The 22,869-nt window shown below is 61.8% G+C and carries 20 protein-coding genes and 2 tRNA genes; 15 read left to right on the forward strand and 7 right to left on the reverse strand.

Annotated features, from left to right (window positions below; translation table 11 throughout):
* Nucleotides 1-42: 42 nt before the first annotated feature.
* Together DMO26_RS28090 and DMO26_RS28095 are read right to left on the reverse strand one after the other, a co-directional pair.
* Nucleotides 43-936: an SDR family oxidoreductase gene (locus tag DMO26_RS28090; RefSeq protein WP_117195627.1), complete on the reverse strand. Its 894-nt coding sequence runs from the start codon at nucleotides 934-936 to the stop codon at nucleotides 43-45.
* Nucleotides 937-976: 40 nt separating this feature from the next.
* The gene (locus DMO26_RS28095) at nucleotides 977-1,645 is read right to left on the reverse strand and encodes an O-methyltransferase (RefSeq protein ID WP_117195686.1); all 669 of its coding nucleotides are present in this window, start codon (nucleotides 1,643-1,645) and stop codon (nucleotides 977-979) included.
* A 90-nt stretch (nucleotides 1,646-1,735) separates the two neighbouring features.
* On the opposite strand from DMO26_RS28095, the gene DMO26_RS28100 reads away from it, so the two are divergent.
* A complete protein-coding gene (locus DMO26_RS28100) occupies nucleotides 1,736-2,377 on the forward strand; it encodes a TetR family transcriptional regulator (protein WP_117195628.1) in 642 nt (213 codons plus the stop codon).
* A 258-nt stretch (nucleotides 2,378-2,635) separates the two neighbouring features.
* On the opposite strand, the gene DMO26_RS28105 is transcribed toward DMO26_RS28100, so the two are convergent.
* A tRNA-Asn gene (locus DMO26_RS28105) sits at nucleotides 2,636-2,710 on the reverse strand.
* A gap of 158 nt (nucleotides 2,711-2,868) precedes the next feature.
* Here DMO26_RS28105 and DMO26_RS28110 point away from each other — a divergent pair.
* Nucleotides 2,869-3,156, forward strand: a complete 288-nt coding sequence (locus DMO26_RS28110) for a hypothetical protein (protein ID WP_226951447.1) — start codon at nucleotides 2,869-2,871, stop codon at nucleotides 3,154-3,156.
* A 63-nt stretch (nucleotides 3,157-3,219) separates the two neighbouring features.
* On the opposite strand, the gene DMO26_RS28115 is transcribed toward DMO26_RS28110, so the two are convergent.
* On the reverse strand, nucleotides 3,220-3,813 hold the full coding sequence (locus tag DMO26_RS28115) for an exopolysaccharide biosynthesis protein (RefSeq protein ID WP_117195688.1): 594 nt from the start codon (nucleotides 3,811-3,813) through the stop codon (nucleotides 3,220-3,222).
* A gap of 446 nt (nucleotides 3,814-4,259) precedes the next feature.
* On the opposite strand from DMO26_RS28115, the gene DMO26_RS28120 reads away from it, so the two are divergent.
* Nucleotides 4,260-4,598 (forward strand): hypothetical protein, encoded by a 339-nt coding sequence (locus tag DMO26_RS28120; protein WP_226951448.1) that lies wholly within the window; start codon nucleotides 4,260-4,262, stop codon nucleotides 4,596-4,598.
* A 280-nt stretch (nucleotides 4,599-4,878) separates the two neighbouring features.
* On the opposite strand, the gene DMO26_RS33905 is transcribed toward DMO26_RS28120, so the two are convergent.
* Nucleotides 4,879-5,136, reverse strand: coding sequence for a DUF982 domain-containing protein (locus tag DMO26_RS33905; RefSeq protein WP_162895090.1), 258 nt, complete (start codon nucleotides 5,134-5,136; stop codon nucleotides 4,879-4,881).
* A gap of 74 nt (nucleotides 5,137-5,210) precedes the next feature.
* Here DMO26_RS33905 and DMO26_RS28130 point away from each other — a divergent pair, with 74 nt between their 5' ends.
* From DMO26_RS28130 to exoR, 8 genes are all read left to right on the forward strand, one after another.
* Nucleotides 5,211-5,600 (forward strand): KTSC domain-containing protein, encoded by a 390-nt coding sequence (locus DMO26_RS28130; RefSeq protein ID WP_117195630.1) that lies wholly within the window; start codon nucleotides 5,211-5,213, stop codon nucleotides 5,598-5,600.
* A 197-nt stretch (nucleotides 5,601-5,797) separates the two neighbouring features.
* A tRNA-Cys gene (locus tag DMO26_RS28135) sits at nucleotides 5,798-5,871 on the forward strand.
* 173 nt (nucleotides 5,872-6,044) lie between these two features.
* Nucleotides 6,045-6,242, forward strand: a complete 198-nt coding sequence (locus tag DMO26_RS28140) for a hypothetical protein (RefSeq protein WP_117195631.1) — start codon at nucleotides 6,045-6,047, stop codon at nucleotides 6,240-6,242.
* Nucleotides 6,243-6,393: 151 nt separating this feature from the next.
* Nucleotides 6,394-7,047 carry a protein-L-isoaspartate O-methyltransferase family protein gene (locus DMO26_RS28145; RefSeq protein ID WP_117195632.1) on the forward strand — a complete coding sequence of 218 codons (654 nt, stop codon included), beginning with the start codon at nucleotides 6,394-6,396 and terminating at the stop codon, nucleotides 7,045-7,047.
* A gap of 231 nt (nucleotides 7,048-7,278) precedes the next feature.
* Nucleotides 7,279-8,166, forward strand: a complete 888-nt coding sequence (locus DMO26_RS28150) for a PopZ family protein (protein WP_117195633.1) — start codon at nucleotides 7,279-7,281, stop codon at nucleotides 8,164-8,166.
* A 266-nt stretch (nucleotides 8,167-8,432) separates the two neighbouring features.
* Nucleotides 8,433-11,264, forward strand: a complete 2,832-nt coding sequence (locus DMO26_RS28155) for a valine--tRNA ligase (RefSeq protein ID WP_117195634.1) — start codon at nucleotides 8,433-8,435, stop codon at nucleotides 11,262-11,264.
* A 362-nt stretch (nucleotides 11,265-11,626) separates the two neighbouring features.
* The gene (locus tag DMO26_RS28160; RefSeq protein ID WP_117195635.1) at nucleotides 11,627-12,781 is read left to right on the forward strand and encodes an OmpP1/FadL family transporter; all 1,155 of its coding nucleotides are present in this window, start codon (nucleotides 11,627-11,629) and stop codon (nucleotides 12,779-12,781) included.
* Between the two features lie 516 nt (nucleotides 12,782-13,297).
* The gene (gene exoR, locus DMO26_RS28165; protein ID WP_117195636.1) at nucleotides 13,298-14,092 is read left to right on the forward strand and encodes an exopolysaccharide production regulator ExoR; all 795 of its coding nucleotides are present in this window, start codon (nucleotides 13,298-13,300) and stop codon (nucleotides 14,090-14,092) included.
* Between the two features lie 94 nt (nucleotides 14,093-14,186).
* Here exoR and xth read toward each other — a convergent pair whose 3' ends face one another.
* Both xth and erpA read right to left on the reverse strand, forming a co-directional pair.
* Nucleotides 14,187-14,990, reverse strand: coding sequence for an exodeoxyribonuclease III (gene xth / locus DMO26_RS28170; RefSeq protein ID WP_117195637.1), 804 nt, complete (start codon nucleotides 14,988-14,990; stop codon nucleotides 14,187-14,189).
* A 73-nt stretch (nucleotides 14,991-15,063) separates the two neighbouring features.
* Complete coding sequence (gene erpA, locus DMO26_RS28175; RefSeq protein WP_117195638.1) at nucleotides 15,064-15,393, reverse strand: iron-sulfur cluster insertion protein ErpA; 330 nt, start codon at nucleotides 15,391-15,393, stop codon at nucleotides 15,064-15,066.
* Between the two features lie 156 nt (nucleotides 15,394-15,549).
* Between erpA and DMO26_RS28180 the strand changes: the two genes are divergently transcribed.
* The 4 genes from DMO26_RS28180 (at nucleotide 15,550) to nagZ (ending at nucleotide 22,857) form a co-directional block, all read left to right on the forward strand.
* Complete coding sequence (locus tag DMO26_RS28180) at nucleotides 15,550-16,767, forward strand: deoxyguanosinetriphosphate triphosphohydrolase (protein ID WP_117195639.1); 1,218 nt, start codon at nucleotides 15,550-15,552, stop codon at nucleotides 16,765-16,767.
* A gap of 61 nt (nucleotides 16,768-16,828) precedes the next feature.
* Entirely contained in the window at nucleotides 16,829-18,586 is a 1,758-nt protein-coding gene (argS, locus tag DMO26_RS28185; RefSeq protein ID WP_117195640.1) for an arginine--tRNA ligase, read from the forward strand.
* A gap of 66 nt (nucleotides 18,587-18,652) precedes the next feature.
* A complete protein-coding gene (locus DMO26_RS28190; protein WP_117195641.1) occupies nucleotides 18,653-21,745 on the forward strand; it encodes an SPOR domain-containing protein in 3,093 nt (1,030 codons plus the stop codon).
* A 95-nt stretch (nucleotides 21,746-21,840) separates the two neighbouring features.
* A complete protein-coding gene (gene nagZ, locus DMO26_RS28195; protein WP_117195642.1) occupies nucleotides 21,841-22,857 on the forward strand; it encodes a beta-N-acetylhexosaminidase in 1,017 nt (338 codons plus the stop codon).
* The last annotated feature ends 12 nt before the right edge of the window (nucleotides 22,858-22,869 follow it).

The following is a 22,869-nucleotide window of genomic DNA, read 5'->3' on the forward strand; positions in this document are numbered from 1 at the left end:
CGGACGTAAATACGTGCGCGGCGTCGAGAGCTTTGAACGCGATTACCGGGCGTAGTAGCCAGGTTGATCGAGATCGGCGAGAAGGCTGGGGCCGGAAGGCTGCCAGTCGAGCAATGTCCGGGTCCGTGCGCTGGAGGCGGCCATGTCTGCGCCTGCCATAGCGGCGAACCATCCGAAGTGTTCCCGCGGGCGTGCCTCGACCGGAAGGCCAAGCCGTCCGCCGATTACAGTGGCGATCTCCTCGAAGGGGACAGCCTCGTCGGCGACTGCGTGATACACCGGTTCCGTCACGCCCTGTTCCAGAGCGAGCCGATAGACGCGTGCCGCATCCGGCCTATGGATACCTGACCAGCAGTTCTGTCCTCCGTCGATATAGGCCGATACGCCCGTCTCACGCGCCAGCTTCACGAGGATCGGAATAAATCCATAATCGCCGATCCCGTGTACCGATGGTGCAAGCCGCACGGTCGCCGCGGAGAGGCCGCGTTCAGCCAGCGCTCTCGCGGCGGTTTCCGACTTTCGCGGGGCGGCCGGGCTGGGGAGATCGTGTTCGGTGGCGCCTCGCGGCAGGCCGGACAAGCCGGACGTAACCAGCAGAGGCCGGTTCGATCCTTCGAGGGCACCGCCGAGGATCTCGATCACCCGCTGGTCGAGGGCGGCACTTTCGAGGAATTTAGGGAAGCCGTTGTTGAAATCGGCGTGAATGAAGTCGTGGTTGAAAGCAGTATGGACGACGGCGTCTGCCGCCGACGCGGCCTCGCGCAGAACATCAAGGTGATCCAGCGAACCCTGGATCACCTTGGCGCCGGCAGCGGCAAGACGTTCGGCCTTCGAGAAAGAGCGGGCAAGGCCAGTGACGCGATGGCCGGCGCTCAGAAGCTCCTCCACGATAGCCGAGCCGACCCAGCCGGTGGCACCTGTTACGAACACGCGCATGATGTTTCTCCGATCTTGGGAATTGGGGGCGGCGTCGGATTCACGACATCCGCATGGACAGTTCGACATCGTCTGCGAAAGGCACGGAGATGTAGCCGGACGCGGTTGAGCGAACACGGGCAAGGTAGTCCGGGCAGTAATCCAAGCAGGCATCGGCGTTGTCCGCGACGACGAGAGCGCCCGGCCTGAGACGGTCCTCCACCAGATCCAGGACCTCGCGGTAGAGGGACTTGGCTCCGTCGAGCAGCAGCAGATCGATCGTTTCGGGAAGATCGGAACTCAAGGTCTCGAGCGCATCACCCTCTCTGATTTCGACAAGATCGATCAGCCCTCCGTCGGCCAGGTTTTGCCGCGCGCGAACTATCTTCGAAGGCTCGAACTCGCTGGTGATCACTCGCCCGCCACCGTTGTCTCGTAGCGCTGCGGCAAGGTGAAGCGTTGAGATACCGAATGATGTCCCGAACTCGACGATCGATTTTGCGCCGCAACTGCGGGCAAGCATGTAGAGCATCGTGCCTGTCTCGCGCGACACCGGGAGCCAGAGATCCTTCAGCCGCCCGTATAAATCGAGATACTCCGTTTTGCTGCGCAGGAGACGCTCAAGTTCGTCGTGCGAAAGCGAGGCCATCCCCGGGCTCGACGCTGCGTCAGCTTCGGCAAACAGGCGATCGAGAAGCGGTGCGAGAGGTTCTGTCGTCAGGGCGGTCATGAAAAGCTCCGTGCAGGAAAGCGACTTGTGCTGAAACCGAAAATACGAATAAATCGTCGCATTCGCTAATCGCATTGCCGGGCATCCTCGATGGCTGATCAACCAAGTACCCGTATATCCTCACGAAAACGGCCGAAGCAGGCCCGTTCGAACGAGCTTGTTCAGGCCATTTTGCAGGCTGCTGTTCAGGTTTTGGCAGAGGAGGGGGCGCAGAGATTCACGACCGCTCGGGTGGCGGAAAGAGCCGGCGTGAGCATCGGATCGCTCTACCAGTATTTTCCGAACAAGGCCGCGATCCTTTTTCGATTGCAAAGCGACGAGTGGCGGCAGACCGCGGATCTTCTGCGGCGCATTCTGGATGATCGCTCACAATCGCCGCTTCAGCGGCTACGGGCCCTCGTTCATGCCTTTATCCGGTCCGAATGCGAGGAAGCGGCGGTCCGCATCGCGCTCGATGACGCCGCTCCGCTCTATCGTGATGCGCCCGAAGCCCGAGAGGCAAAGGAGGAGGGCGCTCCCATCTTCGGAAGTTTTATGCGGGAAGCGCTTCCCCACGGGACCGATATCGCTCGGCAGCTTGCCTCCGACCTGATCATGACGACGATGAGCACTGTTGGTAAGGAGTTTTCAGAGACACCACGCAGTCTGACTGAAATAGAAGCCTTTGCCGACGCGATGGCTGACATGTTCTGCGCCTACATTCGTAGCATCGCTGACAAAGGTAGATCATAGCGACGGAAGCATTTGTGGAGAATGGAGATGGCGGCAGCGCTGTGGCCGCCGGTCGATCCAGTGGGCGCCGGCTCAGCTCCCATCAAGAGCACCAATGATCGTTGTGCTGCCGGTCTGGTATCTTGCGCTCGGCCGATCACCGGGACGCCAAAACTAGGACAAACTCCGATTAGCCCATCGAGGGGAGTGAGCAGAATATCGTAGTTTAGAGGGTCCTAGACGGCTAGAGCGCGCTTTTGGCGCGCTCTAGCGAAAAACTGGCTCCCCGGGCCGGATTCGAACCGGCGACCTGTCGATTAACAGTCGAATGCTCTACCGCTGAGCTACCAGGGATCATCCGCTCGGTGGCGGCGTGTGCGGCGGGTAATACAAATGCTTTGCCGTTTTGCCAAGCGGTTTTTGCAAAAAAATCAAACTTGGATGTTTTATCCCCGTTTAAGCCCCCATATGCGGGGGGACTGGCCTTCGGCGGCGGCAAGGAGCGACGGAGTTTGACGGAAGAACGGAAAGCGACGAGATTCGGCATCGACCCGAAAAACGGCAAACTGGCACTCGGCAGCTGGCAGATACCCATGCCGCGGTCGCGAACCGGGCGAGTCGCCATCGGTATGGGCCTGATTTTCGGCGGCACCCTCGGTTTCTTGCCGGTCCTCGGGTTCTGGATGCTGCCGCTCGGTTTTCTGGTCCTGTCGCACGATCTGCCCGCCGTCCGGCGTCAGCGGCGCAGGACGGCGATCTGGTGGGCAAGGCGGCGGGCGGGCAAGACCCAGCAGAAGTGACGGCCACCGACAGCCGGTCGACCGCCGCTTCGGACTTTCGTCAGCCAAGTCGCGAAAGGGACGTCACGCAAAAAGGGAGGCGATTCCCTGGCCGGCGCTGAAGGCGGCATAGGCAAGCACGCCGAAATAGACCACCGTGATGACGTTGAAGAGATAACCGCCGAGCACGACGAGCCCGTCGCGCTGCATCATGCCGGTCGAAAGCATGAGGATGGCGATGCCCGGCAGCGTGTTGGAAAAGGGCACGAGGCCGAGAGGAAACATCAGAAGCACGCCGGCCGCCGTGATGGCGAGGCCGTTGAGGCGATTGACCATCCGGCCGGTGGTCAAACCCGACAGGCGCGGCTTCAGGAAACGGTCGAGGCGAGAGACGATGTTGGCGCCCTTTTCGAGGGCGGGCACCAGCTTGCCGGTGTCGAGCTGCCGGTCGAGGATCCTTTTCGGCAGCCAGGGCAGGCGGTTCGCCGTGATCGCCAGGCTGATCAATATGATGGCCGCGCCGAAGACGGTGCTGACGCCGGGGATCGAGACCGGGAGGAGGAAGGGCAGGGAGGCGATGGCGCAGATGACGAGGAGACCTTGTTCGCCCACCGCGTCCATGAGCTCGCGCAATGTCACCGACTGGCCTCTGATGCCGCTGATCAGCTGCCGCAGCATGCCGCTCAGCGAGGTCGAGGTATCTTCGAATTCGAGACTTCCGTTCAAATCGATGCTCCGCGCAGCCGTCAGTGCCGGGATGCATAGCAGCATTCGGGTGCTGCGCAAAGGCGCACGTTTGCCTGCGCGGCTTGAACGTCCGCCGGGGCTCGTGGAAGGCCGGGAACTTCCTATTTCGACTGCGCCCAATAATCATAGGCGCCGCAGGCCAGCACGACCGCAAGGATCGCCAGCACGACGGGATTGAGCGTGGTGATGAATTCCAGATACTGCATGACGGTCTCCTCTTACCGCATGTCCGCCGCCCGGCGTCTCCTCCGCCTGACAACGATGCATATCCTACCACTGATCCGCGTACTTCGCCACATCAGTGATGCAGCAGGGACTCTGGCGCAGATCGTCCCGAATCACTAGGATCGTTCCCGGGATTGAAGACGAGGGCGAATATGCGGTTCAGAGTGATCGAGGGCGGGCTTGCGGACCGCCCGTCGAAGCCTGCCGACGTGGCGGAAGTCCACGAAGGTCTGCCAAGGCGCGGGTTGATGCGCGACTTGATGTGCGACGGGGGGCGCGATCCAAAACGCGACGACGTGCTGCGGGAGGCCGAGCGACGGCTGAAAGCTGCCGGATACGAGACATGGCGCAACCGTCATATGCTGACGGGTATCCCCATCCCGCGCGAAATCAGCTATCTGGCCATGCAGATCGGCTATGTAGCGGACGCGCTGGGCCGATTGGCCGTCATCCCGCCGGATTTCGATTCGGATATCTATTGGCCGGCATAAGCGTCGCCTTGGTGGAGACGCCTAGAACAGGGCCATGAACAGATGCCCTACGTAAAGAATACTGGAAAGCGACCCTATGGTCGCGCACGCCGCTACGGCGTCGGAGACAGTGAGCTTCATACTGATCATCGCCGTCATGGCGATCCTTCTCATAAGGATTATGGCGACAACATCGCCGCCGCGCACAATTTTAGGAGAAAGCTTTTAAGAAACTTCTGAATAAGAATGTTTAACAATGTCTTGCGCCGACCGGCCTCGCCGGCGCAGGAGTGGCACGGCGTCAGGACAGCATCTTGGCTTCGATACTTGCAAGTACGAAGGTCTCGCGCACCTTTTCGAGCGGAATATTGCGCTGCAGGCAGGCAGCGCACTCTTTTAAAGCCCTGATATAATAGGTGCCTTCACGCACCGGCCAACGCCAGTTAAGATATTCCAGAGCCTCTCTTGGCCCTCGGATCGTCTCGGGAAAACCATATCCGACCCGGACTCTGACTGGCGAACTCCAAAGAACTTCGCTCGCCTCAGCTACGTCACGCATTGTTCCACACCCTTGCATTACGGCGTGGACAACTCGTCGGGGAGGGTTTGGTTCCAGGTTATGATGAATTTTCCATGAATTGCACCCCCGGCTGTTTCCAGCTGCCGCCGCGCTTGACGCGGACCATCTCAGATGGGTTAATGCTGCAGGTGCGAATGGAGCGTGCGATGCAGTGGATATCCCTGAACAGCAGGCATTTGAAGGCCGCATGTTACGATCCGGATCGGCAGCGTCTTTTCATTAAAACCACGGGCGGTTCGGTTCGCCGCTACACCGGCATTCTGCCACACATGTTCGAAAATCTGATCGCTTCGGACGATCAGCAATTCTACTGCCGCATCTATATCGAGCCTTCCTTGGTGTCGGATCGGCCAGGCCCTGCCAAGATCGCCGCCTATTTGCTGAAGGTCGGCGTCGTCGGGGCGGGAGCCCTGCTGCTGTCCGCGCCGGGGCTCGTCCTGTAGCAAGAGGGCTGTCCGGTGGTGAAGATGGCCGTGCCGGAGGCGGAACGGCCATTCTCGCGGTTCGAGAGGTTTTGCGCCGAAGGGCGCCTCGCAACACATTTCGGGAATCGACCGGATGTTTTTCGGAAATGCTCTCTTGCACCGTCATTCGATTCGTTCTAAACGCCCGACACCACTCGCTCTTCATGCGTTCGGACGGCCTCGTGGCGGAGTGGTGACGCAGAGGACTGCAAATCCTTGCACCCCGGTTCGATTCCGGGCGAGGCCTCCATCTCCCCCTCATTCAACCCTGTTGCTAAAATCCATTCTTCCTTTGGAACCAAGCGTTTACCACAAGGCTTTGTGTGCGCTGCAACATGGTTAATTTTTAACTTTCTCCCTTTAGGCTCGGAACTGAAAGACCTGTTCATCGCTTTTAGCGGGTCAGAACGGAGGGAAAGCGACATGATCACGAAAATCATCACCGTATGGCGTCAGCCGACCAACGATTTCGAAGGCACGGGCACGTTCGCAGACGGTATTTTTCCGCTCACGCTCGCCGAGCAATCCGCTTTCGACAGGGGGCACAGCCTGCGGACATCCTACGGTCGGGACTACACGACCGCCCGCAAGCTCGAAGAAGCGCCGCCCGCTTACGCCTGACCTCGCAAATCCGGTCGGACGCGCTCTCCGACCTTGTGATTTCCTGCGGTTTTTTTCATCCTAACCGGGCTGTGTCTTGAAAGCGTGTCCAGGCGTCAGTAAGACGGACGGATATGGACCGGCGGGTGCCGGGTGATTTGGGACACTCAAGATGATGGATTTCGAAGCAGCGCGGACGAAGATGGTGGAAAATCAGATCCGCACCACCGATGTCACGTCGCATTCGGTTCTGCGGGCTTTCTATACCGTTCCGCGCGAAGCCTTCGTGCCGGCCAAGGCCAAGTCGCTTGCCTATATCGATACGGATATCGAGGTGGCGCCGGGCCGCTACCTCATGGAAGCCTCGCCGCTTGCCAAGCTCCTGCAGCTTGCCGCCGTTACCAAGAATGACGTGGTGCTCGAAATCGGCGCCGGCAGCGGTTATGCATCCGCGATCCTCTCCCTGCTCGCCGATTCCGTGGTTTCGCTGGAATCGGACGAGGCCCTGGCAAGCCAGGCCTCGGTAACGCTTTCCTCGCTCGGCTACGACAATGTCGCCATCGTCACCGGCGCCCTCGAAAATGGCTATGCCGGCGAGGCGCCGTACGATCTGATTTTCGTCAATGGTGCGGTCGAGGAAGTTCCTGCTGCTTTGATCGATCAATTGAGGGACGGTGGCCGTCTGGTGGCTGTCATCGGATACGGCAACGCCGCCCAGGCGAAGGTCCTTGTACGCGAACAGGGCGTTGTCTCCGAGAGCGCTTTCTTCAATGCCTCCGTCAAGCCTCTGCCGGGCTTCCGCAAGGCACGGGAATTTGTTTTCTGATCCTTGCCCTTTTGTCGACGCAAGGGGCCTCTTTCTCGTCTGTCGCGGTCTCCTGCGATCCATCGGGGCAAGTGTGACATCCGGGATTCACTTCTCCAACAAAACTGTGTATCGGTAGGCAGCCTGGGGCACTTGTCATTGTTTCCAGCCCCCCCAACACCTTAGAGTGACGTCGATTCGGAGCTTCCTCGTTCGGAGCCGAATCGAGTACCGGTAACAGCGGGGATAGAAATGGCTCAGCCAAATGTAGCGCGTGAACCCTCTATGGAAGAAATCTTGGCGTCGATTCGCCGGATCATTGAGAGCAATGAGCCGACGTCCGAGAATGTCCTGTCCCGCCCACTGCCGCCTGTCTATGGCGAAGAGGAGACCGATGAGGCCGAAGAGATGGGCTTCGCGCCGGACATGGCTGCCAACGACCCTGGTGTACCTTCGCGAAACGAGCCGATGAACTTCCCGTCCGCACCCATAAATCAGCCGGCCCAGTCGGAGCGCACGCTGTCGCTCGCCGACGTGGCTGCAAGGGTGCGCGCGGCTTCCGTGAGACAGCAGGAGCCGGGCAATGTCCGCCTTGCCACCGCCTCGACGGCGCCCGCTCCGCCCGCGCCGGTTCAGGCTTCGCGCCGGGAAGAGCCTGCCTCCGAGCGCCCGTCGATGCCACGCATGCCGGAGTTCCGCGAGCCGGCTCCGGTCGCACCGCTCAATCCGCCGACCGCCGCCGCCCAGCCGGCGGCACCACAGCCTGAACCGGTTCGTCGTCCTCCACCTTCGATTTTCGAACCGGCTGAGCCGGCTCCAGTAAAGTCCGAAACGCCTGTCCGGTCGGAACCTCGCCAGGAGCCGAGGCTTGCTCCGGAGCCCCCGGCCTCCCGCAGCCTGCCCGCAAAGATCGAGGAGGCGGCCAACCTTCTTTCCGTGGAAGCGGGAGCGCAGGTCGCAAAGTCGTTCAGCGAGCTTGCCGCCGTATTCAACGGCATGGAGCGTCGGTCTCTGGAAGACATGGCCGGAGACATGCTGCGCCCGATGTTGCAGGAATGGCTGGACGACAATCTGCCGACGCTGGTGGAGCGGCTGGTGCGCGAGGAAATCGAACGGGTGGCGCGCGGCACACGCCGCTGATCAAAGGGGGCAGCGGCGCGGGTCGTGGGCTGCTTGGCCGATCCGCCTCAAGCATGCTGCGCAAAAGTGTGCAACGGTTTTGCGATGACGACATGCGCAGGAACAAGAAACTGAAGCGCGACGAGCGAACCTGAAAGAGCGCAACCGCGCTTTGGCCGGTTGATCGAAACGGCCGCTCCGGCGACGGGGCGGCTTTTTTATTGACTTGGAACACCCCATCCTATTTACACCCAGCATCCCAAGACAAAGACAAAACGGGTCAGGAAATGCTCGATAAGACCTATGATTCCGCAGCGGTAGAACCGAAGATCGCCCAGGCCTGGGACGAGGCGGACGCTTTTCGCGCCGGCGCCAATGCGAAGCCCGGGGCGGAAACCTTCACGATCGTGATCCCGCCGCCGAACGTCACCGGTTCGCTGCATATGGGCCATGCGCTCAACAACACGCTGCAGGACATCCTGATCCGCTTCGAACGCATGCGCGGCAAGGACGTGCTGTGGCAGCCGGGCATGGACCATGCAGGCATCGCCACCCAGATGGTCGTTGAGCGCCAGTTGATGGAACGCCAGCTTCCCGGCCGCCGTGACATGGGCCGCGAGGCCTTCGTCGACAAGGTCTGGGAGTGGAAGGCGGAATCGGGTGGCCTGATCTTCAACCAGCTGAAGCGGCTCGGCGCCTCCTGCGACTGGTCGCGCGAGCGTTTCACCATGGACGAAGGCCTTTCGGCCGCCGTCCTAGAAGTCTTCGTCACGCTCTACAAGCAGGGCCTGATCTACAAGGACAAGCGCCTCGTCAACTGGGACCCGAAGCTGTTGACCGCGATCTCCGACATGGAGGTCGAGCAGCTGGAGGTCAACGGCAATCTCTGGCATTTCCGCTATCCGCTGGAGCCGGGGGTCACCTACCAACATCCCGTCGCCTTTGACGAAGAGGGCAAGCCGACCGAGTTCGAGACGCGCGACTACATCGTCGTCGCGACGACACGCCCGGAAACCATGCTTGGCGATACCGGCATTGCCGTAAACCCCGAGGACGAGCGCTACAGGTCGATCGTCGGCAAGCATGTCATTTTGCCGATCGTCGGCCGCAAGGTCCCGATCGTCGCCGATGACTACGCCGATCCGACAGCCGGCACCGGCGCCGTCAAGATCACGCCGGCGCACGACTTCAACGACTTCGAAGTCGGCAAGCGGGCCGGCCTGCGCGCTATCAACGTCATGAACGTCGACGGCACGATCACCATCAAGGACAACGAGGACTTCCTTGAAGGCCTCGACCATCCGGCGGCGCTGCATGGCGCCTGGGATCGCCTTGAAGGCCAGGACCGCTTCACGGCGCGCAAGATCATCGTCGAGATTTTCGAAGAAGCCGGCCTCCTCGACAAGGTTGAACCGCACAAACACATGGTGCCGCATGGCGACCGCGGCGGCGTGCCGATCGAACCGCGCCTGACGGACCAATGGTGGGTGGACAACAAGACGCTGGCTCAGCCGGCGATCGCCTCGGTTCGCGAAGGCCGCACCAATTTCGTCCCGAAGAATTGGGAAAACACCTATTTCCAATGGATGGAAAACATCCAGCCCTGGTGCATCTCCCGTCAGCTCTGGTGGGGTCACCAGATACCGGCCTGGTACGGTCCGGACGGCCAGGTCTTCGTCGAGAAGACCGAAGAGGAGGCGCTCGAAGCCGCGATCCAGCATTATCTTGCGCATGAAGGTCCGTGGAAGGCCTGGGTGCAGGAAAGGATCGAGAACTACCAGCCGGGCGAAATCCTCACCCGCGACGAGGACGTGCTCGACACCTGGTTCTCCTCGGCACTCTGGCCTTTCTCGACGCTCGGCTGGCCGGAGAGGACGAAGGAACTCGCCCGCTATTATCCGACCAGCATCCTGGTCACCGGTTTCGACATCATTCCGTTCTGGGTCGTCCGCATGATGCAGATGGGCCTGCATTTCATGCGGGATGACGAAGGCAACGGCGTCGAACCGTTCCACACCGTCTATATCCATGCCCTGGTGCGGGACAAGAACGGCCAGAAGATGTCGAAGTCGAAGGGCAACGTCATCGACCCGCTGAGCTTGATCGACGAATACGGCGCGGACGCGCTGCGCTTCACGCTGGCGATCATGGCAGCCCAGGGCCGCGACGTGAAGCTCGATCCGGCCCGCATCGCCGGTTACCGCAACTTCGGCACCAAACTGTGGAATGCCACCCGCTTTGCCGAAATGAACGGCGTCAAGCGCGACCCGGGCTTTTCGCCGGAAACGACGAAGCTGACGATCAACCGCTGGATCCTGACGGAACTTTCAAAGGCGGTGCTCGACGTGACCGAGGCGATCGAAGCTTTGCGCTTCAACGATGCGGCCGGCGCCCTCTACCGTTTCGTCTGGAACCAGGTCTGCGACTGGTATCTGGAACTTCTGAAGCCGGTTTTCGCCAGCGATGACGAGGCGGCCAAGGCTGAGGCGCAGGCTTGCGTGGCCTACGTTCTCGAAGAGACCTACAAGCTCCTGCATCCGTTCATGCCGTTCATGACGGAAGAGCTGTGGGCGCACACGGACACCGGTGACGGCCTGCTCTGCCATGCGGATTGGCCGGCGCCGGAATTCGCCGACGAGGCTGCGGCCGAAGAGATCAACTGGCTTGTGGATCTCGTCTCCGGTCTTCGTTCGGCCCGCGCTGAAATGAACGTGCCACCGTCCGCGATTGCCCCGCTCATCGTGGTGGGTGCAAACCAACTGACGCAATCCCGCTTGAAGCGCCACGAGGCGGCGATCAAGCGGCTCGCCCGCGTCGATAGTATCGCACTTGCGGAGGTTGCTCCGAAGGGTGCCGCCCAGATCGTCGTCGGAGAGGCGACCGCCTGCCTGCCGCTCGGCAACCTCATCGATCTTGCCGCCGAAAGGGCCCGTATCGAAAAGACGGTCGGCAAGACCGAGAGCGAGATGGACCGTATCGGCAAGAAACTGGCCAACGAAAAATTCATCGCCAATGCCGATCCGGAGGTCGTCGCCGCCGAGCGTGAGCGTTTCGCTGAGTTGGAAATCCAGATGGCCAACCTCAAGACGGCACTGCTTCGGATCAGCGAAGCCGGCTGATCGTAGCGATTCGGTCACCGTATCGGGATGCCGCGCCGAGCTATCGGGGCGGCATCTTGCGTTTCAAACGATATAATCGCCGCCTATGCTCCACAGATGTGCATCTGCGAACTCGCAGAAAGCCGCAATGTTGCCACATTGACACACCGGCGCCTTGGGAAAGATAAATTTCTAAATATATGCAGAATTTTACCCAAACTTGGTAAAACTTTGCGCATTGATTAAAATCAACCCGCAGTCCTGACTTTTTTACGTAACTCAGAATGACATTTGCGGCGCGATGCGGTGAACACCCGAAAGTTGTCATTTAGGTTGAAGCCTCTACAGTGATTCCGATCACTTACCAGGGAGTGGGAGCAAATATGGTAAGAAAACACATTTCCACGGGGCTCTTGGCTCTTGCTGCGGTCGGGGCGGCGCATTCGTCGGCTTTGGCCGGCGGCTTTTCATGGGGCGAGGCAAGCACCGACATCCTCTACGAGCGCAAGAATGCGGCGATCGAGGCGGGTGTGACCTACGTCAATCCGCGTCGCGAGTTCGATACGATCAATGGCGTCAAGTCGAGCGACGATGCATTCTCGCAGGACTATTATATCCCGGATGTTGCAGCCATGGGCCGCGTCTCGGATGCTTTCGCCTGCGCGTTCACCTATACGCGGCCTTACGGTGCGGAGTCGGAATACGGGCCTAACGCGCGGGCGGCGGATGCCGCAGCAGGGCTTCCGGCCAGCGCGAATTATTACTTCAGCAAGAAGTTCGACACCAACGAATATGGCATTACCTGCGATGTCAGCCTCGCTGTCGGGCAGGGACGCCTGCATTTCCTTGGCGGCGGCTTCATGCAGGATTTCAGCTACACGGCCAGATCCTTCTACGGCACGCTTCGCCTCGATGATGATTCTGCCTTCGGCTACCGTTTCGGCGTCGGCTATGACATTCCCGAATATGCCCTGCGCGCCCAGCTGATGTACCGCTCGAAGATCGATCACGAGGCCGACGGCACTTTCACCCCGGCGGCCTTGGCTCCTCTGCTGGGTGTTGCGCCGGTTCGCGCCACCGGCCAGGGCACCCTGCCGCAGTCGGTGAAGCTCAGCGTCCAGAGCGGCGTTGCGCCGGGCTGGCTGGTATATGGCGCCGTGGAATGGACGGACTGGAGCGTGCTCGACACGCTGGACTACAACATCACCGGCCTTCCGCCGCAGCAGGACATCTACAACTGGCGTGACGGCTGGACCATCTCGGGCGGTGTCGGCCATCAGTTCACCGACAAGATCGTTGGTACCGTCAATATCCGCTGGGACAAAGGCGTCGGCAACGGTGCCGACATCATGACGGATACCTGGACCTTCGGTGCCGGTGCCGCCATTGACTGCGGCCCGGGCCAGCTGCGCGTCGGCGGCGCCGTCAGCTACCTGACCTCCGGCAGTCAGTCCACCGCCAAGGGTGCGAATTTCAACGCGACTGCGGATGGCGACTGGGCTTATGCGCTGACCGCCAGCTACAACATTAAATTCTGAGCATTCGATCTTACGGGACGGAGGGAATGGTTTTGGCCGTTCCCTCCGTATTCGTGTGAACTCGTGGATCCGCGAACGGGCTCCATCGTGGATGTCCACGAAGTTGCAGAAGTCGGGTTGTGACGATTTGGCAACACTTTTTTGCGACTATTGTCGGGCGCCTCGAGAGGCGGCGTTCTGTCCACTTCCCGCCACAAACGGGGCGCAGCGATAGACGGGTAACGGGCGCGGGCCGCGGGGGCGGGGCGCGTATTTTGGAGTAACATGGGCGGGTTTCTTAACGAAGAACCGGGCTTTTTGCGCGCTGACGGATGGATGTTTGCATCCGCCGGCCGTGCCACGGAAGCGACGGCAACAGGTCCTAGTCTTGCCGGAAACGGCATCTACAGTTTCCTTCGCCAGTCGGAAGGAGTGGTTCCCGGAAATCGCCGGAGTGACCGATCCGCGACGACTTGCAATGCTCGAGCTGCGGCTGCCGATCCCATGGCGCTGCAGCGGCATGAGAGAAACTGAACGATGGCGAAGTCTGATATCGGATCCATGAGAGTATTGCTTCTTGGAGCGTCGTTCGCTTCGATTCTGGCCGGAACCGCAGCAGCGTTTGATATCAAGTCCGGCGTGACCAAGGAGTCCGGACCCTTCGACCTCTTCAAGTTCGGCTTCAAGGCCTACAAGAACGGCCAGAAGGAAGATGCCGTCGAAGCCTACCGGTATGCCGCGGAAAAGGGGCATACAGGTTCGCGCTGGGCGCTTGCCAACATGTATGCCTACGGCGATGGCGTCGCGAAGGACGATTTCGAAGCCTTCAAGATCTACAACGAGATCGCCGCGCAGGGCGTCGAGCCGGGTTCCGAGGACACCGGCTTTTTCATCAATGCCCTTCTGTCGCTTGCCAACTATTATCGGCGCGGCATTCCGGGAAGTCCGATCAAGCCCGACCTTTCGCAGGCTCGCCAGCTTTATTTCCAGGTCGCCTCGACCTTCGGTGTTTCGGAAGCGCAGTTCCAGCTCGCCAAGATGATGCTGTCGGGCGAGGGTGGCGGCGCCAACATCCAGCAGGCCAAGAAATGGCTTAACCAGGCGCGCCGCAACGGCCATGCCGGAGCTATGGCGGTGTTCGGCAATGTTCTCTTTCAGGAAGGCCAGACGGTGCGCGGGCTTGCCTTCATGACGGCGGCGCTGGACAAATGCAGCGCCAAGGATTGCATCTGGATGCAGCAGTTGCAGGAACAGGCCTTCTCGGTTGCGGGCGAAGAAGATCGTCGCGGCGCTGTTGCCCTGTCCCAGCAGTTTGCCCAGGGCGCCGACTGAACCTTCGGGCCCGCCTGCCATGTCCGGTCCGCGTTTTCGCATGTCGCGCCGCAGAACGGCTGCGCGCCATGCTTCGGCGATCTTGCGTTTCGTTTTAAGTGAAGTCGAAGACCCCGACTACCGGCACGTGGTCGGAGGGTTTTTCCCACGCCCGCACATGCTTTTCGATCGCCGTTGACTTCAGCCGGTCCGCCGCTTCGGCCGAAAGCATGAGATGGTCGATGCGGATGCCGTTGTTCTTCTGCCAGGCGCCGGCCTGATAGTCCCAGAACGAATAGAGCTTCGTCGCGTCGGTCGTGGCGCGCACCGCATCGACGAGGCCGAGGTTTTCGAGGCGCCGGAAAGCGGCGCGGGTCTGCGGCAGGAAGAGCGCGTCCGTCGCCCAGACTGCCGGATCGAAGCAGTCGTGCGGTTCAGGAATGACATTGTAGTCGCCGGCGAGAATCAGCGGCTCTTCGAGCAGCAGGCAGTTCTGAGCATGCCGGCGCAGGCGTTCCATCCAGGCGAGCTTGTAGGGATATTTGACCGGATCATCGGCCGGATTGCCGTTCGGCAGATAGATCGAGGCAACGCGGACGACGCCGGACGGCACGGAAAAAACGCCCTCTATATAGCGCGACTGCTCGTCCGGCTGTCCGTCGGAATCCTCCCCGCCGGGCAGGCCGCGCAGCACTTCGTCCGGCCTGGTCTTCGAAAGAAGGGCGACACCGTTGAACCCCTTCTGGCCGTGCGTTTCGACATGATAGCCGAGCGCCTCGATCTCAAGCCGCGGAAACGTCTCGTCGACCGATTTGATTTCCTGAAGGCAGACGATGTCGGGGGAGGAGTCGGTCAGCCACTGGCGCAGGTTGTCGATGCGCGCCTTGACACCGTTGATGTTCCAGGTGGCGATCTTCATGGGCTCGTCCCTCCGTCTATTCCGCTTCCCTTTTAGCGAAACGGCAAGCGATGGGAAGGGCGAAGATGAGATGTCAGATCGAGAAGCTCGTGCCACAGCCGCAGCTTGCCACCGCGTTCGGATTCTTGATCTGGAAGGACTGGCCGAGCAGGTTGTCGACGAAATCGATCTCCGAGCCTGCCATGTAGACAAGCGAAAGGCTGTCGATCAGCACCTTGGCGTCGCCGTTGGCAATGACCACGTCGTCGTCCTGAGGTGCCTCGGCCAGGTCGAACTTGTAGGAAAAGCCGGAACAGCCCCCGCCTTCCACCGAGACGCGAAGAGCCTGTTTGCCCGCATCGCCGCCGACGATTTCGGCGATCCGTCTGGCCGCGGCATCCGAAAGGGTTACATTCGCATTCATATTCGCCTCCTGCCGGGTTCAAGGCCCGGTGAGATCCGGGAAGGAAGCCCGGAGAGATTCATGTCACCTGCTTTGCGCAGAGCTCGTAGTATAGGTATGAAGACGTGAACGGCGCGTCAATGGGCAGCGGCCGGCGATGAAGAAACAGGTGAAGGCATGACGATCGATACGGTGGCGCTGGGGTTCGGCAGTGGCGAGCGTGCGGTCTACGCTTCCAATCCCTGGGCGTCGCGCGGCCGGCTTTTCCCCGAGAACAGCAGCCTGACGCGTTCCGAATTCCAGCGCGACCGCGACCGTATCGTCCATACCACGGCTTTCCGGAGGCTGAAGCACAAGACGCAGGTCTTCATCAGCCCGGACGGCGACCACTACCGCACCCGGCTCACCCATACGGTCGAAGTCGCCCAAATTGCCCGCGCGCTCGCCCGCGCACTGAAGATCGACGAGGATCTGGCGGAGGGCGTGGCGCTGGTGCACGATTTCGGTCACACGCCGTTTGGCCACACCGGCGAGGATGCGCTGGACGAACTTCTGAAGCCCTATGGCGGTTTCGATCACAATGCGCAGTCGCTGCGGATCGTCACCAAGCTCGAACGCCGTTACGCCGAATTCGACGGGATCAATCTCACCTGGGAAAGCCTGGAGGGTCTGGTCAAGCACAACGGCCCGCTGCTGACCAAGGCGGGCGAAGGAACGCGCGGACCGGTGCCACAGCCGATCCGGGACTATTGCCTGCTGCACGACCTCGAAATCGCAAGCTATGCCAGCCTCGAAGCGCAGGTTGCGGCGATCGCCGACGATATCGCCTACAATACCCACGATATCGACGACGGCCTGCGCTCCGGGCTGCTGACGTTCGAGATGCTGGAGGACGTGCCGTTCCTGGCGACGCTGATGCGCGAGGTGAGGGAACGTTACCCGCATCTCGAAGACAGCCGGTTCGCCTACGAGATAACGCGCCGGCAGATCACGCACATGGTGGAGGACGTCATCGGCGTTTCACAGGACAATCTCCGCAAGCTGGAGCCGCAAAGTGTCGCCGACATCCGCGCCGCCGACCAGGTCATTTCCACTTTCTCCGGCGAAATGGCCGAAACCGACCGCCAGATCAAGAAACTGCTGTTCTCGCGCATCTACCGTCATCCGGACATCATGCGCATCCGCGCCGGCGCGGCGCAGATCGTCTCCGATCTTTTCAAGGCCTACATGAACGATCCGTCCCTCATGCGCAGCCATTATTGGGTCAACCATATTGCCGGACTGGGCGAGACCGCGCTTGCTCGCCATGTGGGGGATTATCTCGCCGGCATGACCGACACTTTCGCCATCAAGGCGCATGGCGAGCTGTTTGACCACACTCCTGATTTGCGCTAGGCACCCCGCCATTGTTAACGGCTCTTAACGGCCCCAGGACCGGCTTGCCCGGATGAGTGACATGAATCTGTTCGCCGACTTCGAAATTAGAATCAAGAACGCTTTGGAAACAATTGATATTGTGAAGGAAAAGCGAAGCGAAGTGGATTTCGGCCGTATCACGGTGGAACCGCCGCGCGATCAGACCCATGGCGACGTCGCCACCAATGCCGCCATGGTGCTGGCAAAGCCACTCGGCACCAATCCGCGTGCGCTTGCCGACGTGATCGCCGCCGCACTGCGCGCCGACCCCGATGTCAGCGAGGTCTCGGTCGCCGGTCCGGGCTTCATCAATCTCCGCCTTTCGACCGGCTATTGGCAAAACCTGCTGGCCTCGATGATCAAGGCCGGCCTGAGCTATGGCCGCTCGACCCTTGGTCAGGGCAGGAAGGCCAATGTCGAATACGTTTCGGCTAACCCGACCGGCCCGATGCATGTCGGCCATTGCCGCGGCGCCGTTGTCGGTGATGCGCTAGCCAATCTCATGGAATTTGCCGGCTACGAGGTCGATAAGGAATATTACATCAACGATGCGGGCAGCCAGATCGACGTGCTGGCTCGTTCGGCCTTCCTGCGTTACCGCGAGGCGCTGGGCGAAGACATCGGCCAGATCCCGGAGGGTCTCTATCCCGGCGACTACCTTGTTCCGGTCGGCCGGGAACTGGCCGCCGAATATGGTCCGCGGCTGCACAACATGCCGGAAGAAGATTGGATGCCGATCGTCAAGGACAAGTCCATCGACATGATGATGGCCATGATCCGCGACGACCTGCTTGCATTGAACGTCACCCACGACGTGTTCTTTTCCGAGCGTGCGCTGCATGCCAACGGCGCGCAGCGCATCCGCCAGGCGATCAACGACCTGACCTTCAAGGGGCATGTCTACAAGGGCACTCTGCCACCCCCGAAAGGGCAGTTGCCGGAAGACTGGGAGGATCGCGAGCAGACGCTGTTCCGTTCCACCGAGGTGGGCGACGACATCGACCGGCCGCTGATCAAGTCGGACGGCAGTTATACCTATTTCGCGGCCGACGTTGCTTACTTCAAGGACAAGTACGACCGAGGCTACGACGAGATGATCTATGTGCTCGGCGCCGACCACGGCGGCTATGTCAAGCGCCTGGAGGCGCTGGCGCGGGCCGTATCCGGGGGGTCGGCCAAGCTGACGGTGCTCCTGTGTCAGCTCGTCAAGCTGTTCCGCAATGGCGAGCCTGTGAAAATGTCGAAGCGGTCGGGAAATTTCGTCACCCTGCGCGAGGTGGTCGACGAGGTCGGCCGCGATGCGGTGCGCTTCATGATGCTCTACCGGAAGAGTTCGGAGCCGCTCGACTTCGATTTCGCGAAAGTCACCGAGCAGTCGAAGGACAATCCGGTCTTTTACGTTCAATACGCCCATGCCCGCACCGCTTCGGTGTTCCGCCAGGCGAAGGACGCGTTTCCGGACCTTGATTTCGATTCGCTCGACCTTGTGGGTTCGACGGCTCTGATCGACGACCCGAACGAGCTGCAGCTGATCGCAAAACTCGCCGAATACCCCAGAATCATTGAGGCTGCGGCCCAGGCGCAGGAGCCGCATCGGCTTGCTTTTTACCTGTATGATCTGGCAAGTTTCTTCCACGCGCATTGGAATAAAGGTAAGGAACAACCGGAATTACGCTTTGTTAACGATAAAAACCGACAATTGAGCATTGCCAGACTTGGGCTGGTGCATGCTGTCGCCTGTGTTTTGAAGTCCGGACTTGCGATCACAGGCACTGCGGCACCGGAAGAAATGCGGTAGATATCGCCCTCATTTCCCCACATTGCACTGGCAGATGCGTAGTAGTGTAGGTGAGTGGACGAGGTAATGGCCGATAACAACCTTGCGCGTAGCCGGAATGATGTGCCGGATTTCTTTGCCGATGACGATCCGCTGGCAGAACTCGCCCGCATCGTAGGTTATGACGATCTGCCGGTCGCGTCGAGGCCTGCGGCGGCTGCGCCGCAGATGGCCAAGCGTGAACCTGCCTTCAATCTCGAAGACGAGCTGTTGCGGGAGTTCGAGCGCTACGACGCGCCTCGTCTCGACCCGGTCCACGATATCGCGGTTGACGAAGCTCCGCGCCGCGGCATCGAGCCGCCGCCGGCTCTGTTCAATCCGTTCTCCGAACGGGAAGAGCCGCGTTTCGTTCCCGATGAACTTGAAGTATTCGAGGCGGATCAGGCGGACTCTGGCCGCGTGGATTTCGATGCGCTGCGTTACGACGAGCCGAAAGCCTCTCCGCAGGCATCCGCTGAAGCGCATCAGGCCGACGATCCTGCGCCGCAGCTTTCCGCTTCCGAGCCGATTGCCGAACAGCCTGTTGAAACCGCGCGTTTCGAACCGGTCTTCGATCTTCCCGACGCTCCCGTGGCTGGCCCGGTTTCCTCCGTGCCGGCCGCAGCGGTGGTCGAGGTCGAGCCCACTGTCGCCGAATTCGATCTTGCCGCCGAGCTGGAAAGCTCGATCGGCGGCGAGCCGGTTGTCGCGGCCGAACCCGTATTCGTTGCCGCTCCCGAGCCCGAGGTGAAGCTGGAGCAGAAGCCGAAGGGCTACGTTCCGGGCTTCCGCATGCCGCTCGCCAATTTCAATCCGGCGCGCGACGTCGCGCCTGCATCCCCGCAGCCGCCGCCTGCCGTAGAAGCTCAGGTCGCGGCTGCCGCATTTTCGTGGAGCTCGGAAGCTTCCATCTCTCAGCCGAAGGAAGAGGCGCCCGTCCAAAAGCCGGCGCTTCCTGTCGATGCTCCGCAGCCGGCTCCTGTTGTCGCCCCGGTCTCCGCTGCAGCCGCCAAACCGGACGCTTCGCCGACATGGTCCGAAACGCCTCCGGCAAAGGACCGCTTCTCGACCCTCGACGAGCTGATCTATGACGTGCAGCGCTATTCCCTGCCGACGGCGGCCACGCCGTCACCGACGGCTCCGCTGACGTGGTCGCAGCCTGTCTCAGTCGCTCCCGCCGAACCCGTCGCGAACCCGGCCGTATCGGCGCCTGCCGCGGCGGCCGTCGCCGCTCCGGTCGCGGACGAGCCGACGCCCGCCGAGCAGGATCCGTTTGCCGACGACGCGTTCGAACTGTCGCTCGACGAGCTTGAACTCGATCTTGCCGATATCGTTGTCGAGGAAGCCGTCGCACAGCCGGCCGCCGCACCGGTCGCCAAGGCGGAAGAGCAGGCAGCTACAGCTAAGCCGGTCGTCGCGGCAGAACCTGCCGTACCGGTCGCCACCGCTCCCGTGGCCGCCGGGCCGGAGATGGCGGAGGATGTCGAAGCGGTCGCCGACCTGCCCTTCGATCCGGCGCAGATCGCCGATTCCGAAGATCAGGTGGAGGCGATCGCCGAGCTTGACGTACCCGCGCTCCCCGTCGAAGAACCCGAGCAGCCGCCGGCTTATCGTCCGGAATACGATCTCGACATCGATGCAGAACTGGCATCGCTGTTGATGACGCCGGGCAGGGCCGACGCCGCGCCGGTCGCCAAACCCGAGGTCGCCGTCACGCCGACTGTGGCGTTCTCGTCGTCCGATCGCCCGCCACAGGCCGCGCGTGCGCCGAACTATGCCGATCTTGATGATTTCGAGCGCGCGCTCGAAGAGGATTTCCGCCGCAGCCTGTCCGCGCCTCTGGCGCCTGCCGACCGCGAGGAACTGCATTATCCCGACGCCGATTATGTCGCGACGGTGGAGAATGCCCGTCGTTCGGTCCGCAGCTGGGCCGTGCCGCTGGTTCTGGCCGGCGTCGTCATTCTTGGCGGCGCGGGTGCCTATGCCTGGCTCGGCAACGGTGTGCGGGGCGTCGTGTCCGGTGGCGAGCCGGTCATCATCGCAGCCGATACCGATCCGGTGAAGGTCGCCCCCGAAAATCCGGGCGGCAAGACGGTTCCGAACCAAGACAAGGCTGTCTACGACCGCGTCGCCGGTCTGGCTCCCCAGGAGCCGAAGCAGCATGCGCTGATCTCCTCCAACGAACAGCCGGTCGATGTTGTCCAGAAGACGCTGATGCCCGACACGCTGCCGCTGGAAGGCGAAAACGACATCGAGCCGACGGATGTGGGCGAGACGCGGGATCCGCGCCTGCTGCCGCAGGAACAGCAGGCTGCCGCTTCTGCCGAACAGCAGCCGGTCACCGTCATGCCGCGCAAAGTCAAAACCATGATCGTGCGCCCGGATGGCAAGCTGGTGGAACAGGAAGCTCCGGTGCCGGCGCTCGCCGCACCGGAACCCGCGAAGCTTCCGCCTGCCGGCCAGAAGACCACGGAGGTGGCATCGCTGCCCGCCGCCAGCGCTCCCGCCCAGGCCAAATCGGCAACGGCTCAGCCCGCGCCGCCCGCAACGGGTGCAGGCCCGGCCGGCATCGTTCCGGTCTCCGCACCGGTCAACACGGCGGCCCCGTCGACAAACGGCGCCGCTCCGAGGGGCGGCCAGGTCGCTCCGCCTGCGGCGACGGCATCTCCCGCTCCGCTCGCACCATCCGCTCCCTTGGCTCCTGTCACGCCTGCCGCCACCCTCGCGCCTGTCCAGGCGACCTCCAGGGCACCGGTTCCGGCGGCCCGCCCGGCCGAACAGCCGGTCAACGTGGTCGCTGCGGTCTCCGACCAGGGTACCGTCCGCACACCGGGCCAGGCTCAGGCTGCATCGGCCCAGCCGGCTGCCGCATCCGCCCAGGTCGCCTCGCTCGGCGAGGGCGGTTACGTGATCCAGATCGCCTCCCTGCCGTCCCAGGCGGAAGCGCAGAAGTCCTATCAGAGCCTGTCGTCGAAGTTCGGCAGCGTCATCGGCGGCCGCGGCGTCGATATCAAGGCCGCCGAAATCGCCGGCAAGGGCACCTTCTACCGTGTCCGCATCCCGGCCGGCAGCAAGAACGACGCGGTGGCGCTCTGCGAAAAGTATCGCGCGGCTGGCGGGAGCTGCCTGGTCGGCCGGTAATTCCGGGATCGCCGGAAATACGTGACGAACGAAATCGGGACGGGGCGCCGGGCGCCCCGTTTTTCGTTGAGCACCGAATGTTCTAGGATCGTCCCATGACCGAATCAAAAGCCATGATCCTGGGCTCCAGCGGCCCGACCCTCACCGCCGATGAAATCGCCCTTTACCGCGACGAGCGCCCGTGGGGTTTCATCCTCTTTGCCCGCAATTGCGTGGAGCCGCAGCAGATCGCCGATCTCGTCTCGGCCATGCGCGACAGTGTCGGGAGGCCGGACGCGCCGGTCCTGATCGACCAGGAGGGAGGCCGGGTGCAGCGCATCCGTCCGCCGATGATCGAGAAATATCCATCGGCCGCCGCGCTGGGTGAGCTGTATCGCCGGGATCGCGACAAAGGGTTGCGTGCCGCCTGGCTGATGTCCCGGCTGCATGCCTTCGACCTCACGAAGTTCGGCATCAACGTGGATTGTCTGCCAGTGCTCGACGTGCCGGTGGAAGGTGCCAGCAACGTCATCGGCGACCGCGCCTACGGTTTCGACCCGAAGGCGGTCGCCGAGATGGGCAAGGCTGCCGCGGAAGGCTTGAAGGCCGCCGGCATGCTGCCCGTCATGAAGCACATTCCCGGCCATGGCCGCGGCATGGCGGACAGCCACCACGAGCTTCCGGTGGTGACGGTGTCGCGCGCCGAACTCGAAGCGCACGATTTCCTGCCCTTCGTCGCCATGAGGGACGAACTGATGGCGATGAGTGCCCATATCGTCTTCACGGCCATCGATCCGAGCGAACCGGCGACGATCTCGCGCAAGGTGATCGAGGAAATCATCCGCGGCCATATCGGCTTTGACGGCCTCCTGATGTCCGACGATACCTCCATGAACGCGCTCAAAGGCACGATCGGCGAGCGTGCGGCACGGATAGTTGGGGGTGGGTGCGATATTGTCTTGCATTGCAATGGCGTCATGGACGAAATGAAGGCCGTTGTAAAAGAGGCGATCCCGCTGGCTGGTGAGGCGCTGAGGCGCGCAAAAGCGGTGGAGGCGGCTTTTGGTCCGGGAGACGATGCCGACGAAGATGCGATCCGCGCGGAGTTCCACGGCCTGCTTGCCGTTTCCTGACGGTCCTCTCCG

It is taken from the genome of Rhizobium terrae (genome assembly GCF_003425685.1).
Taxonomy (GTDB): domain Bacteria; phylum Pseudomonadota; class Alphaproteobacteria; order Rhizobiales; family Rhizobiaceae; genus Neorhizobium; species Neorhizobium terrae.

Coding starts and splice junctions, on each gene's coding strand:
- exoR (WP_117195636.1), top strand. CDS start 13,298: ATGGCGAAGTCTGATATCGGATCCATGAGAGTATTGCTTCTTGGAGCG.
- DMO26_RS28150 (WP_117195633.1), top strand. CDS start 7,279: ATGGCTCAGCCAAATGTAGCGCGTGAACCCTCTATGGAAGAAATCTTG.
- DMO26_RS28130 (WP_117195630.1), top strand. CDS start 5,211: ATGAATTGCACCCCCGGCTGTTTCCAGCTGCCGCCGCGCTTGACGCGG.
- DMO26_RS28090 (WP_117195627.1), bottom strand. CDS start 936: ATGCGCGTGTTCGTAACAGGTGCCACCGGCTGGGTCGGCTCGGCTATC.
- nagZ (WP_117195642.1), top strand. CDS start 21,841: ATGACCGAATCAAAAGCCATGATCCTGGGCTCCAGCGGCCCGACCCTC.
- DMO26_RS28100 (WP_117195628.1), top strand. CDS start 1,736: ATGGCTGATCAACCAAGTACCCGTATATCCTCACGAAAACGGCCGAAG.
- xth (WP_117195637.1), bottom strand. CDS start 14,990: ATGAAGATCGCCACCTGGAACATCAACGGTGTCAAGGCGCGCATCGAC.
- DMO26_RS28140 (WP_117195631.1), top strand. CDS start 6,045: ATGATCACGAAAATCATCACCGTATGGCGTCAGCCGACCAACGATTTC.
- DMO26_RS28115 (WP_117195688.1), bottom strand. CDS start 3,813: ATGCTGCGGCAGCTGATCAGCGGCATCAGAGGCCAGTCGGTGACATTG.
- DMO26_RS28095 (WP_117195686.1), bottom strand. CDS start 1,645: ATGACCGCCCTGACGACAGAACCTCTCGCACCGCTTCTCGATCGCCTG.
- DMO26_RS28120 (WP_226951448.1), top strand. CDS start 4,260: ATGCGGTTCAGAGTGATCGAGGGCGGGCTTGCGGACCGCCCGTCGAAG.
- DMO26_RS28180 (WP_117195639.1), top strand. CDS start 15,550: ATGACGATCGATACGGTGGCGCTGGGGTTCGGCAGTGGCGAGCGTGCG.
- DMO26_RS28145 (WP_117195632.1), top strand. CDS start 6,394: ATGATGGATTTCGAAGCAGCGCGGACGAAGATGGTGGAAAATCAGATC.
- DMO26_RS28155 (WP_117195634.1), top strand. CDS start 8,433: ATGCTCGATAAGACCTATGATTCCGCAGCGGTAGAACCGAAGATCGCC.
- erpA (WP_117195638.1), bottom strand. CDS start 15,393: ATGAATGCGAATGTAACCCTTTCGGATGCCGCGGCCAGACGGATCGCC.
- DMO26_RS33905 (WP_162895090.1), bottom strand. CDS start 5,136: ATGCGTGACGTAGCTGAGGCGAGCGAAGTTCTTTGGAGTTCGCCAGTC.
- DMO26_RS28160 (WP_117195635.1), top strand. CDS start 11,627: ATGGTAAGAAAACACATTTCCACGGGGCTCTTGGCTCTTGCTGCGGTC.
- DMO26_RS28190 (WP_117195641.1), top strand. CDS start 18,653: ATGGCCGATAACAACCTTGCGCGTAGCCGGAATGATGTGCCGGATTTC.
- argS (WP_117195640.1), top strand. CDS start 16,829: ATGAATCTGTTCGCCGACTTCGAAATTAGAATCAAGAACGCTTTGGAA.